The organism is Leucobacter albus (genome assembly GCF_039528015.1).
Lineage (GTDB): Bacteria > Actinomycetota > Actinomycetes > Actinomycetales > Microbacteriaceae > Leucobacter > Leucobacter albus.
Map to the genome: position 1 here is coordinate 306,489 of NZ_BAAAKZ010000002.1, position 12,684 is coordinate 319,172.

The window sequence follows — 12,684 nt, forward strand, 5'->3', positions numbered from 1 at the left end:
CGGGCAGCATTCCCGCCTCGTCTCACGCTGTCGGGGCACCCCGTGAAAGGAACCGCACATGATCTTCGTCCCCGCACCGTGGTGGGCGACTGCGCTGCTCGCGGTCGTCCTTACAGGCGACGCAGTGCTCTCACTGCGACCGCCACGGTTTATCAGCAGTTGTCTCACCGGAGTCGGTTTTCCGCGCGATTGGTGGTGGACGCTCATCGTCATCAAGCTAGTCGCGGTGGCGGGCCTGCTCGCGGGCATCTGGGTTCCGGGGGTCGCACTCGCTGCCCACGTCGGGGTGATTGCGTATTTCTGCTGCGCGGTAGCCGCACACGTGCGGGCAACGTTCTTTGGCGTTGCATTTTGGTTCAACTGCCTGGGCATGCTCGCGCTCGCGATCGGAACGGCCATGCTCGCCTTCGCCGGCCAGCTGTAGCGTGCAGGCGCAGCGCACAGCCCCGGCCCGCGAATGCACACGCGCGGGCCGGGGCTGTGGGAGCGGTTAGCTACTCCGAAGCTGCGGCCTCGGCCGCGCGCAGCTTCGATACCTCGTAGAGCGCGACCGACGCGGCGATGCCGGCGTTCAGCGACTCGGTGGCAGCCGAGATCGGAATCGACACGATCGCATCGCAGGTCTCGGTGACGAGGCGCGACAGCCCCTTGCCCTCGCTGCCGACGACGATCACGAGCGGGCGGCCGGCCAGGTCGAGACCGGGCAGGCTCACGTCGCCGTCGCCGTCGAGGCCCACGACGAACAGGCCCTGCTTCTTGAGTTCCTTGATCGTCTGCGTGAGGTTCGATGCGCGTGCGACCGGGATGCGAGCCGCGGCGCCAGCCGAGGTCTTCCACGCTGCCGAGTTCAGGCTCGCGGTGCGGCGCTGGGGCACGATGACGCCCTGACCACCGAACGCGGCAACCGAGCGAATGATCGCGCCGAGGTTTCGCGGGTCGGTGACGCCGTCGAGAGCGACGAACAGCGGCGTCTCACCGCGATCCAGCACCTCCTCAAGCAGATCCATCGGGTGCGCGTATTCCATCGGGGGCACCTTGAGCACGACGCCCTGGTGCACGGTGTCGCGGTCGGTCATTCGGTCAAGTTCTTGCCGCATGACCTCGAGCACGGCGACGCCGCGGTTGGTCGCGATGCGCATGATCTCGCGCATCCGGTCGTCCATCTCGATGCGCGCAGCGATGTAGAGCGTGGTCGCGGGGATCTTCGTGCGCAGGGCCTCGAGCACGGCGTTGCGACCGGTGACGAGCTCCGACTCGTCGGTCTTGCGCTTACTTTGCCCCTGGCCGCCACCAGATCCTGCGCCACCGCGCTGGTGGCGCGCCTTGGCGGCCTCGTAGCGCTCGCGGGCCGCCTTGGCTTTCGCGGCGGGGTGGTACTCGCGGTCAACGGCCTTTGGCGTTGGGCCGCGGCCTTCGAGCGCCTGGCGGCCCTGGCCACCGGATCCGACGCCCTTGCCGAGCCCCTTCTTACGTACGGCGCCTGTGCGCCCCTTCTTATTGGTCATGCGTGGCTCCAGCGGGTTCCGGTCGGACTATCTTCAAGGATGATTCCGGCACCGGCGAGACGATCACGGATCGCGTCACTCGTGGCGAAGTCTTTGTTCGCGCGCGCATCGGCACGCTGTTGGATGAGGCCGACCACAAGCGCGTCGAGAGCTGTGTCGGCAGCGGCGTTCCCAGAAGCCGCGCCCCATAGACTATCGCGTGGATCGAGTCCAAGCACATCGAGCATCGCGACGACCTCGATCGCGCGATGTAACAGCACATCGCCGTCACCCGAGTCGATCGCCGAGTTGCCGGCGCGCACCGCCTCGTGCAGCACCGCGAGCGCCTGCGGAATCGCGAAGTCGTCGAGCATCGCCTGCGTGAACGCCGCTGGCAGCGACTCGGTCGTCGCGGCGCCGTCGAGCGGGCCGAGGTAGAGCTGGGCCGCTGCCGCTCCCGCGAGCGGATCCTCGGCTGAGGCAACCATGTACTCCTCGGCGCGTTCGAGGAACCCCTCGATCCGGCCGAAGGCCGCGGCTGCCTCGTCGAGCGAGCCTGCGGAGTATTCGAGCGTCGAGCGGTAGTGCGCTGAGCCGAGGAAGTAGCGCAGCACGATCGGTCGCGTTTGCGCCAGCAGATCCGCCGCGAACAGCGAGTTGCCGAGCGACTTCGACATCTTCTGCCCACCGGTGTTCACGAGCCCGTTATGAATCCAGTGGCGCGCGAAGCCCTGGCCCGCCGCGCGCGACTGCGCGAGCTCGTTCTCGTGGTGCGGGAAGCGCAGGTCGAGCCCGCCGCCGTGAATGTCGAAGGCGTCGCCAAGGTAGCGGGCGGCCATCGCCGAGCACTCGATGTGCCAGCCGGGCCTACCCCGGCCCCACGGCGACGGCCACGAGGCGGTGTCGGGCTCGGTGTCGCGGTGCGCCTTCCACAGGGCAAAATCGCGCGGGTCGCGCTTGCCGACGGGCTCGGAGTCGGCCGCGTCTTCCATCTGGTCGCGCTGCTGCCTGGTGAGCGAGCCGTAGTCGGGCCAGCTGGCGGTATCGAAGTACACGCTCGCCGAGCCGTCGTTCGCCTGGTAGGCGTGGCCGCGCTCGATGAGCTGCTCAATGAGCTGCACCATCTCTTGGATGTTCGCGGTCGCGCGGGGCTCGTACGTCGGGGCGAGCACGCCGAGCGCGTCATAGGCCGCTGTGAACTCCCGCTCAACGCGGTAGGCAAGCGCCCACCACTCTTCGGAGCCGCCGGCCTCGGCCGCGATGCGCGCGTTGTCGAGAATCTTGTCGTCGATGTCGGTGACGTTGCGGATCAGCGTCACGTCGTGCCCCGTTGCGCGAAACCAGCGCCGCATCTGGTCGTACACGAGCGCGCTGCGCAGGTGACCGATGTGCGGCGAGGACTGCACAGTCGGCCCGCAGACGTAGATGCCGACCCTGCCCGCGTTCTGCGGAACGAAGTCGACTACGGCCTGCTCGTGCGAGTCATAAATGCGTTGCGTCACGCTGCAAGCCTACCGTTTGCAGCGTGACGCCCCGGGGAATGTTTCGGTCGCACCGCGACTAGTTGAAGTCGGTGGCGATTTCTCCTGAGAAGAAGAACTGCATCTGCTTTGCCACGCCGACCGCGTGGTCGCCGAAGCGCTCGTGGTAGCGGCTCGCGAGCGTCGCGTCGACGAGCCCGAGGGCGTCTGCGTTGACCTTGTCGCTGAGCATCTTCGTGAAGACTTTTGCGTGCAGCTTGTCGAGGTCGTCCTCGAGGTCGCGAATCTCGAGAATGATGGCCGGGTCTTGCTCGCGCAGCAGTCGCACGACCGCCTCCGCCATTTCGACGTCGAGCGCGCCCATGCGCGTAAACGTCTTGCGCAGCCCCTTCGGGATCGCGCTGTCGGGGTAGCGGTAGCGCGCGAGCTCGGCAATGTGCTCGGCGAGGTCGCTCATGCGCTCAAGCTCCGAGCTCATGCGCAACGACGCTACGACAAGCCGCAGGTCTGATGCGACGGGCGACTGCCTGAGCAGAATGTCGAAGGCGAGCTCGTCGAGCGCGAGGGCGAGCGCGTCGACCTCGTCTGAGCGCTCGATGACGTTTTCTGCGAGTTCGGCGTCTGAGCTTCCGAAGGCGGTGGTCGCCTCGTTAATCGATGCTTCGACGAGCTCGGCCATGTGGGCGAGTCGTTCCTGCAACTCACTCAGCGACTGCTGGAATACTGCGCGCATGATGTCCTTTCGTGGGCAACCTCAGTGCATACTTACTTTCGCCTCCCAGTGTGAACTACCCGTCACGACAAGGTAAACACTGAGCGAACTCTTCACGCGCTGGTGCGCAGAACGTTCGCCGCCGTTTACGATGAAGACATGCTCCAGCTCGCCGAGCTTCCACAGCTCCACGGCCTCCCCGAGACCGCCCCAGCGATTCTCGACGGGCTCGACGTGTTCGCGGTCATTCTCGACCGCGATCTCAGAGCCGTGTACGCCAACGAAGTCGCCCGCAAGAGCGAGAACCCAACCGAACTCGGGCTGCTGCGCACGATCGAGTTCCGCAAGCGCGCCGAGGGCGTTCTCGCGACCGGCACGCCCTCGCACCGCGACCCGAAGCCCGACGACCCCGGCGCCCCCGTGCGCACCCACGTCATTCGCATCGAGGGCGACTTCCTCGCGGTCATCGCAGAAGACCTCGCGGAGGAGCAGCGCCTCACGGCAATGCGCCGCGACTTCATTGCAAACGTCTCGCACGAGCTGAAAACTCCCATCGCGGCCGTCGGGCTACTCGCCGAGGCCGTGAAGGAGGCCGCCGACGACCCGGAGCTCGTGCGCGAGTTCGCGGCGAGCCTCGTGAAAGAGTCAAAACGCCTCGCTGATCTCTCCCGCGACATCATTCAGCTTTCTGAGGCGCAGTCGACGCTGCGACCCGAGCAGCTCGAACACGTGGATCTGCGGGCCGTCGTCGAAGATGAGATCGATGCCCACGAGAGCTTCGCGGAGCGCCGCGGCGTAGACCTGGTGTTCATTGACAGCTCGACCCCCAAGCGCACCTCCGCAATGCAGGGGCGCCAGAGCGCGATTGCCAGCGCCGTCGCAAATATTCTCAGCAACGCAATCAGACACTCTCCCGCCGGCGCATCCGTGCGGGTGCGTATCGCCCACAAGAAACGCCACTTCACGGTGACCATCACCGACGCCGGCCCAGGCATCGCGCCCGAGCACCTCGAGCGCATCTTCGAACGCTTCTACCGGGTCGACGGAGCCCGCAGCCGCGACGACGGCGGCACGGGCCTCGGGCTGAGCATCGCCCGCCACTCACTGCGCGCCCACGGTGGTGACGTCACCGTGCGATCCACCCCCGGCGAGGGGTCGCGCTTTACGCTCTCATTCCCGCTGTCCGACATTCCCAAAAAGAAGCGCGCGAAGCGCGTCAAACGCACTCGCAAAGCACTCCAACAGCTCACAGACACGAAAGGACGCGCCTAGTGTCCCCACGCATTCTCCTCGTCGAAGACGAAGAGTCCATCTCGAAACCGCTCTCGTTCTTGCTCGAGCGCGAGGGGTACAGTGTCACGGTCGTCGCCGACGGCAATGACGCAGTGCGCACCTTCGGCGCTGACGGGGCCGACCTCGTGCTGCTCGATCTCATGCTGCCCGGCCTGCCCGGCACCGAGGTGTGCCGCGAGATTCGGTCTCGCTCGCAGGTGCCAATCATCATGCTCACCGCCAAAGACAGCGAAATCGACATCGTCGTTGGCCTCGAGCTCGGCGCCGACGATTACGTCACCAAGCCGTATTCGACCCGCGAACTGCTCGCCCGCGTGCGCGCGGCGCTGCGGCGAGCCGTGCCCGCCGAAGAAGCGCAGGTCGACGACGACGGTGGTGCACTCGAGTCGAACGGGATCCGCCTCGACACCGACCGCCACACCGTTACCGTGCGCGGCACCGAGATAGCCATGCCGCTGCGCGAGTTCGAGCTACTCGAACTGCTCATGCGGCACAGCGGCCGCGTGCTCACCCGCGGTCAGCTCATCGACCGTGTGTGGGGCAGCGACTACTACGGCGACACGAAAACTCTCGACGTGCACGTCAAGCGCGTGCGCTCACGCATCGAGGAGGAGCCCGCGCAGCCGAAGCTCATTTCGACGGTGCGCGGCGTCGGGTACCGCTTCGGCTAGCAGCCCCGCGGCTCCCTGCACGCATACCAAAACGGGACCAGGCGAGCGCATCGCCTGGTCCCGTTTGTTGCGCGGTGTCGCGCGGCTACACCTCGGTGTTAGCCAGCCTTGGTCGCGGCCGCGAGCTCTTCGGCCATGCGAGCCGTGAACTCCTCGACCGACTCACCCGCGGCCTTCGCCGCCTCGGCGATCTCGGCCTCGGTCATCGCCGCGAGGTCGAACAGGTCGGCCTCGGTTGCCGCGACAGCGCCCTCGTCGAGCACGTACGCCTGGTACTCCTTGAGCGTGCCGTCGAGCAGCGGGATGAACTCAGTGAGGTCACCGACGCCGTTGATCGTGAAGTAGGTCTTGACGGTCTGGCCTGCCTGCAGGTCAGCGAGGGTCGTCACGATGACCTCCTCGTCGTTCTCGGGGTTGCCGAACGAGGTCGTGCCCTCGGGAGCAACAAAGTCGACGGTAGCGTCGGCCCCCTCGCTCTTCATGTTCAGCGAGACCTTCGCGGGAGCGCCGGTGTTGTTAACCGAGGTGAAGACGAGGTTGAAGTTCTCGCCAGCCTCGTCTGCGACGAGCATGATGTTGCGCAGCGCGACGCCCTCCGACGTGACCTGCACGCCGTCGCTTGGCGCGTACTCGACGCCGGTCGCGTTGTGTGCGATGAGGCTGCACCCGCTCATGCCGAGCGTGAGCGCTGCTGCAAGCGCGAGTGAAGCGGCGATCCGATTCTTCAAGAGGGCCTCCGAGCCGTGGATGAACTGAAACGTGCGCGCCCGAAGCACGCAGACCTGTGTCAATACTATCCCCCGCAGCGGGTAGGTGCGAGCCGGGAGCGCCGCGTCGCAATATACACCGGGAGCATGCCAGCGAGCTGTGGTATTCTAGTGGTTGGTTTAACACAAGGAGCAACTCGATGCAATTTGAGGTCGGAGAGACCGTCGTCTACCCCCACCACGGCGCAGCCAAGATCATCGAGGTGAAGAAGCGCAAACTCGGTGGCGAAGAAAAGCTCTTCCTGAAGCTCCAGGTCGACCAGGGCGACCTGACCATTGAGGTGCCGGCAGAGAACTGCGACCTCGTTGGCGTTCGCGACGTCATCGACCAGGAGGGCCTGAAGGAGGTGTTCGAGGTACTGCGTACCCCGTTCACCGAAGAGCCAACGAACTGGTCGCGCCGCTTCAAGGCCAACACCGAGAAGCTCGCATCCGGTGACGTCATCAAGGTGTCCGAGGTCGTTCGCGACCTGTGGCGCCGCGACCAAGAGGTGCGCTCGCTGTCCGCAGGCGAGAAGCGCATGCTCGCCAAGGCTCGCCAGATTCTCGTCTCCGAGCTCGCGCTCGCTGAGAAGACCGACGAGGAGAAGGCCGGAGAGATTCTCGACGAGGTTCTCGCTTCGTAGCCCCGTGACGCCGCCCGCTGCGCGGGAGACGAGTGGCCCCAGGTTCTGCAAGAAGTACCCGCCGGAGCACACGTAGTTCACCGGAGCACACGCTATTTGCTTCCAACAACGTGTGCTCCGGTGATTATCGTGTGCTTTGGTGGTTGGCGGGGCTGCGCTCAGCGAGGGCCGGAGCGGTTACTGACGGGCCGCTGCGTCACGCAGCAGCCACTCAGCAGAGCGGGCCCACAGCGGGTTCTTGAACCTCTCATGGAACACCGCCAGGTGCCCGATCTCGGAGACCCCAAGCTCGCTCGGCGAGAGCTCACACCGCTCGACCCGCGCGCGCGGCAGATACCCCAGCAGACGATCGGTAGCGGCCGGCGTCGCAAACGGGTCGTCGGTCGCCGCCACGGCCAGCATCGCAAATTCGAGCCCCGCCATGCGCGACATCACGAGGTCACCGCCACGCCCGATGGTGTCGGCGAAGTTTCGTCGCCCGCGCGCCCAATCGAACGCGACGCCGCGCGGCACGTCTTCGAGCCACCCGAGCCTGCGCCCAGGCAGATAGCCAACGGCCGCAGCAATCGCAGGCATGGCGATGTGCCAGCGCAACAGCGTGCGCGGGCTCCGGGTCGCATAGTCTCGCCAGTGCGCGTGCTGCGCTCCAACGGTGATCAGCCGCTCGACCGCCCCAGCTCGCGGGGCAAGGCAGATACCGAGACCACCGAAGCTATGGCCAACACCGACGATGCGACGGCCAGGGCCATCTGTCATTGCCCAACCGATGACCGCATCGATGTCGAGGGTGCCCCACTCATGCCAGCGGGTGCGCATGCCGCGCAGCGCCCGCGGTGAGCCTTCGGGCGCCGACCTGCCAACGCCGCGGTAGTCGGCAACCACCGCCCGCAAACCGTGCGAGGCCAGGTAGTCGGCATAGCGCCAGTAGAACGAGGCCTTTGCCCCCGTCGCCGTGGTGATCACCGCTGTGAGGCCGCGGTCGACCTTCGGGGCGGGGCGGAAGGCTCGAGCCGAGAGCACATAACCATCTGCGCAGACGATCTCAACGTCTGTGCCGGGCTTGCCTCTCTCGGCTCGTCCCGGCATGGGTGCGGTGCTCGTCACTGTGCGCCTCCGTCGGTGCGACCTGCCGTTGCTGGGTGCAATCGTATCTGAATGCCACGACCACGGACAGATCTCGGCCCTTGCGCGAGCGGGGTGGCCCTGCACACCACGGGGCGATCTGCACTCCGTCGGCTCCTGCCGACCGGAACGGTGCTATCAACCGCAAATCTCCAGCTGGGGGCAGATAGCTGCGCCGGCCGCCCGGCCACTCAGCCGCCCGGCCACTACCGCCCCGACGCCCTCGCCCCGAACCCACCCCTTGCGCAGCCTCCGAGAGCGTCACAAGTTTCGCGCAGCAGCTAGGGGATCTCGGAGGCAAGTGCAGGGGTCGAGCAAAGGGGTCGCGCAAAAGGCTCGCCGGGTGGCCCGAGCGAGGCACCCGCGCCCGAGCGCCCGCGCCCCTAGCGCCCGCAACCCAGCGCCCGCGCCCGAGCGAGGCACCCGCGCCCGAGCGCCCGCGCCCCTAGCGCCCGCAACCCAGCGCCCGCGCCCCTAGCGCCCGCGCCCGCAGCACCCCCGCGAAGCCCCTACGCAAACAGCGCGGGCACGTCGACGATCGCGACCTTCTCCTTGGTGCCGGCGGCACGATCCCAGACCTCGGCGAAGCCCTCGGCAGCGTCGCGACCAACGACAACAACGCGCGGCGTGCCCAGCAGCTCGGCGTCGCCAAACTTCACGCCGGGCGACACCTTCGGGCGATCGTCGAACATGAGGTCGACGCCGGCGGCAGAGAGGTCATGAACGAGCTGCTCCGCGATCTCGATCACCGCTGGGTCCTTGCCGGTGGCAACGACGTGCACGTCGAACGGCGCGATCTCGCGCGGCCACACGAGGCCCCGCTCGTCGTTGTTCAGCTCGGCGAGCGCAGCGAGAATGCGGGTCACTCCGATGCCGTACGAGCCCATCGTCACGGTCACGAGCTTGCCGTTCTCGTCGAGCACCTTCAGCCCGAGCGCCTCGGCGTACTTGCGCCCGAGCTGGAAGACGTGTCCGATCTCCATGCCGCGGGCGGTCTCGATGGGGCCCGAGCCGTCGGGGGCCGGGTCGCCCGCGCGCACAGATGCGATCTCGGCGACACCGTCTGCCGTGAAGTCGCGGCCGGCGACGAGGTGCGCGACGTGCTTCTCGTCTTCGTTCGCGCCGGTGACCCAGGCGGTGCCTGGCACCACGCGCGGGTCGAGCAGGTACTTTACGCCAGACGAGCCCTCAAGCCCGAGCACGGGAGCGTCGGCAAAGCCGGGCCCAATGTAGCCCTTGACGAGGCCAGGGTGCTTCGCGAAGTCGGCTGCAGTTGCTGGCTCGACCTCGCAGTTCGGGAAGGCGACCTCGACGCGCTTCATGTCGGCGTCTCGGTCACCGGGAATGCCGACGACGACGAGCGAGCGCTCGCCCTCGAGGTTGGTCACGGCGAGCACGACGTTCTTGAGCGTGTCGGCCGCGGTCCAGGCGCGGCCATCTTCGCGCGGCATCGTCGCGTTCACGTGCGCGACGAGCGTCTCGATCGTCGGCGTATCTGGCGAATCGAACACCACGGCCGCCGGCTGCCCCTCGATGGGCAGCGGGTCGGGCACGGGCGTGACGTAGGCCTCGACGTTCGCTGCGTAGCCCCCGGCCGAGCGCACGAACGTGTCCTCGCCGATAGCAATCGGCAGCAGGAACTCCTCGGAGCGCGAGCCGCCCATCGCACCGGCGTCTGCCGAGACGATGACGTATTCGAGCCCGAGCCTCGTGAAGATGCGCTCGTAGGCGTCGCGCTGCTTCTGGTAGCTCGCGTCGAGCCCCTCATCAGACACGTCAAACGAGTACGCGTCTTTCATCGTGAACTCGCGCCCACGCAGCAGGCCCGCGCGGGGGCGCGCCTCGTCGCGGTACTTGTCTTGAATCTGGAAGAGCTGCAGCGGTAGATCTTTGTACGACGACACGATGTCTTTCACGAGCACCGTGAAAGCCTCCTCGTGCGTCGGCGCGAGCAGGTGATCGGCTCCGTGCCGATCTTTCAGCCGGAACATGGTCTCGCCGTACTCTTCCCAGCGACCGGTGAGCTCGTACGGCTCGCGCGGCAGCATCGTCGGGAAGTGCACCTCGTGCGCGCCGGCGGCAGCCATCTCTTCGCGCACGATCTGCTCGATCTTCGCCTTCACCCTGAGGCCGAGCGGCAACCAGGCGAACACGCCGGGCGACTGGCGGCGAATGTAGCCTGCGCGCAGCAGCAGTTTGTGGCTGCGCGCCTCCTCATCAGAGGGGTCTTCGCGCAGTGTCTTGAAAAAGTATGAGCTGAGCCGTGTGATCACTCTCCCATGCTAGCCGTAGGCTGAGCGTATGCCCGTCAGTTTGCACAGGCGTTCCCGCCGATTCACCGCCGTCGGTGTCTTCGCCGTGCTCGCGCTCGCCGGGGTGCTGCGCTTCTGGGCGCTCGGCCGGCCGGGCTCGCTCGTATTCGACGAGATCTACTACGTGCGCGACGCGATCACGCAGCTCGCGCACGGATTCCCCACAGTCTGGCCCGACGACGACACTCTCATGGGCTTGCCGTTCACCGACGAACCGTCGTTCGCCGTGCACCCGCCGCTCGGCAAGTGGGTGATCGCGCTCGGCCTCGCCGTGTTCGGCGACGGCACCGGGTGGGGCTGGCGAGCCGGCGGCGCGCTCGTCGGTGTCGCGACGGTCGGCCTGACGATGGTGCTTGCGTGGCGCGTCAGCCGCAGCACGGCCGTGTCGCTCATCGCGGGGCTCGTGCTCGCCGTCGACGGCGTGCACGTCGTGCTCAGCCGCGTCGGCCTGCTCGACGGGGTGCTCACCTTCTTCGTCGTTGCCGGCGCGCTGTGCATGTGGCGCGACCACGAGTGGGTGGTGGATCGCCGGGCGTTCTCACGCCTCGGCCCACCCGTGCTGTGGGCGCGGCCCTGGCTCATCGCCGCCGCCGCGCTGTTCGGGGCCGCGGCGGCCGTGAAATGGTCGGGGTTGTACCCGCTCGCCGCGTTCCTGCTGCTCACGGCCGCGCGCGACACGATCGTGCGCGTTGTCGCGGCGCGCGAGGCCCGCCGCACGCTCGGCCTCACGGTCGATCTGTCGCGGCACCGGCACGCGAGCACCGCGGTCGCGCTCTCCCGCTCCGCGCTCCAGGCCGTTGCGACCGGGCTCATCGCGCTGCCGACCGCGCTCGTGGTGTACGTCACCAGCTGGGCGGGGTGGATCTGCACCGCCGGCGGCTGGGGCCGTGCCGACGGGCCGTGGCCCCTGGCGCTGTGGCAGTACCACGTGGACATGTTTGCCTGGCACTCGACGCTCTCGGCACCGCACCCCTACCAGGCGCACCCGCTGACGTGGCCGCTCGGGCTCCGGCCAACGGCGATGTACCGGGAGACGCTCGAGACCGGGCTGACGTCGGTCGTCTCGCCGCTGCCAAACCTGATCGTCACGTGGGGCGGGGTTGCGGCCCTCGCGCTGCTCGCGTGGTGGGTGTGCCGAGCCCTGATCCACCCCGCCCGAATTGTGCGGCACCGGCAGCTTGCCGGCGCCGGCGCGTACGCCGCCGCGTTCGTCGTCGTCGGGTATCTCTCGGGCTGGCTGCCGTGGGTGCTGACGCTCTCGCGGTCAGCGGTGTTTCAGTTCTATGCGGTGGTGCTCACGCCGTTCTCGGCGATCGCGCTCGCGCTCGTTATCGGCGTGATCTGCCGACGCAGGGGCACGCGCGACGAGGTCTCGGGCAGGCGCATCGCGGTCGGCATCTTCCTTGCTGGGGCCGTGCTGCTCGCGGTGCTCTTCTTCCCGGTGTGGGCCGGCGTGCCGGTGCCGGAGTGGTTCTGGCGCTGGCACCTGTGGCTGCCGGGCTGGGCGTAGCGCCGCGCGCCGCGCGCACCCGGTGCGCTACAGCAGTCGCTTGGAGAGCGCCCAGGCGGTGAGCTCGTGCCTATTCGAGAGCTGCAGTTTGCGCAGCACGCTCGACACGTGCGTCTCGACGGTTTTCACCGAGAGAAACAGCTCGGCTGCGACCTCTTTGTAGGCGTAGCCGCGCGCAATCATTCGCATGACCTCTTGCTCGCGCGCCGTGAGCCGGTCGAGCTCGTCGTCGGCCGCGGCTGTTTCGCCGAGCCCCGTGCCGAAGGCGTCGAGCACGAAGCCCGCGAGCCTCGGTGAGAACACCGCGTCTCCCCCGCGCACGCGCAGCGCGGCCGCTGTGACCTCGGCGCCCGACGCCGTCTTCGTCAGGTACCCACGGGCGCCCGCACGGATCACGCTCACGACGTCATCGGCCGCGTCAGAGACGCTCAGCGCGAGAAACCGGGTCGACCCCGCGACCCCCGCGAGCCGCTGCAGCACCTCGGCACCGCCGCCACCCGAGCCGCCCGGCAGGTGCACGTCGAGCAGCACGACGTCGGGGGCGAGCCCTGGAATCGTCGCGACAGCTTCGTCGACCGTTGCGGCCTCGCCGACGACATCGATCTCGGGGCCGAGCTCGGCGCGGAGCCCCGTGCGAAAGATTTGGTGGTCGTCGACGATCACGACGCGAATCGGCGCCGCGGCGCCCGCCTCGTGCTCGCTGCCT

At 67.7% G+C, this 12,684-nt stretch carries 12 protein-coding genes; 5 read left to right on the forward strand and 7 right to left on the reverse strand.

The features are described 5' to 3' along the window. Nucleotides 1-58: 58 nt before the first annotated feature. Nucleotides 59-424: a DoxX family protein gene (locus ABD115_RS03015; RefSeq protein WP_343958064.1), complete on the forward strand. Its 366-nt coding sequence runs from the start codon at nt 59-61 to the stop codon at nt 422-424. A 70-nt stretch (nt 425-494) separates the two neighbouring features. On the opposite strand, the gene rlmB is transcribed toward ABD115_RS03015, so the two are convergent. From rlmB to phoU, 3 genes are read right to left on the reverse strand one after another with little or no spacing between them, the layout of a single operon-like run. After that, nucleotides 495-1,505 carry a 23S rRNA (guanosine(2251)-2'-O)-methyltransferase RlmB gene (rlmB, locus tag ABD115_RS03020; protein ID WP_343958066.1) on the reverse strand — a complete coding sequence of 337 codons (1,011 nt, stop codon included), beginning with the start codon at nt 1,503-1,505 and terminating at the stop codon, nt 495-497. Then, the gene (gene cysS, locus ABD115_RS03025; protein WP_343958068.1) at nt 1,502-2,986 is read right to left on the reverse strand and encodes a cysteine--tRNA ligase; all 1,485 of its coding nucleotides are present in this window, start codon (nt 2,984-2,986) and stop codon (nt 1,502-1,504) included. The genes rlmB and cysS overlap by 4 nt, the downstream gene beginning before the upstream one ends. A gap of 58 nt (nt 2,987-3,044) precedes the next feature. After that, nucleotides 3,045-3,698: a phosphate signaling complex protein PhoU gene (gene phoU, locus ABD115_RS03030; RefSeq protein WP_343958070.1), complete on the reverse strand. Its 654-nt coding sequence runs from the start codon at nt 3,696-3,698 to the stop codon at nt 3,045-3,047. 138 nt (nt 3,699-3,836) lie between these two features. On the opposite strand from phoU, the gene ABD115_RS03035 reads away from it, so the two are divergent. Together ABD115_RS03035 and ABD115_RS03040 are read left to right on the forward strand one after the other, a co-directional pair. Then, on the forward strand, nt 3,837-4,949 hold the full coding sequence (locus ABD115_RS03035) for a sensor histidine kinase (protein WP_343958072.1): 1,113 nt from the start codon (nt 3,837-3,839) through the stop codon (nt 4,947-4,949). Next, a complete protein-coding gene (locus ABD115_RS03040) occupies nt 4,949-5,641 on the forward strand; it encodes a winged helix-turn-helix domain-containing protein (RefSeq protein WP_343958074.1) in 693 nt (230 codons plus the stop codon). Before ABD115_RS03035 ends, ABD115_RS03040 begins: the two co-directional genes overlap by 1 nt. 98 nt (nt 5,642-5,739) lie before the next feature. Here ABD115_RS03040 and ABD115_RS03045 read toward each other — a convergent pair whose 3' ends face one another. Continuing rightward, nucleotides 5,740-6,432, reverse strand: a complete 693-nt coding sequence (locus ABD115_RS03045) for a DNA modification methylase (protein ID WP_343958076.1) — start codon at nt 6,430-6,432, stop codon at nt 5,740-5,742. Between the two features lie 116 nt (nt 6,433-6,548). Between ABD115_RS03045 and ABD115_RS03050 the strand changes: the two genes are divergently transcribed. Beyond that, nucleotides 6,549-7,034 (forward strand): CarD family transcriptional regulator, encoded by a 486-nt coding sequence (locus ABD115_RS03050; protein WP_343958078.1) that lies wholly within the window; start codon nt 6,549-6,551, stop codon nt 7,032-7,034. A 177-nt stretch (nt 7,035-7,211) separates the two neighbouring features. Here ABD115_RS03050 and ABD115_RS03055 read toward each other — a convergent pair whose 3' ends face one another. Both ABD115_RS03055 and ABD115_RS03060 read right to left on the reverse strand, forming a co-directional pair. Further along, complete coding sequence (locus ABD115_RS03055) at nt 7,212-8,138, reverse strand: alpha/beta hydrolase family protein (RefSeq protein WP_343958080.1); 927 nt, start codon at nt 8,136-8,138, stop codon at nt 7,212-7,214. 527 nt (nt 8,139-8,665) lie between these two features. Then, entirely contained in the window at nt 8,666-10,429 is a 1,764-nt protein-coding gene (locus tag ABD115_RS03060) for a proline--tRNA ligase (protein WP_343958082.1), read from the reverse strand. Nucleotides 10,430-10,457: 28 nt separating this feature from the next. Here ABD115_RS03060 and ABD115_RS03065 point away from each other — a divergent pair, with 28 nt between their 5' ends. Further along, nucleotides 10,458-11,978, forward strand: coding sequence for a phospholipid carrier-dependent glycosyltransferase (locus ABD115_RS03065; protein WP_343958084.1), 1,521 nt, complete (start codon nt 10,458-10,460; stop codon nt 11,976-11,978). 27 nt (nt 11,979-12,005) lie between these two features. On the opposite strand, the gene ABD115_RS03070 is transcribed toward ABD115_RS03065, so the two are convergent. Beyond that, nucleotides 12,006-12,641, reverse strand: coding sequence for a LuxR C-terminal-related transcriptional regulator (locus ABD115_RS03070; protein ID WP_343958315.1), 636 nt, complete (start codon nt 12,639-12,641; stop codon nt 12,006-12,008). Nucleotides 12,642-12,684: the final 43 nt, after the last annotated feature.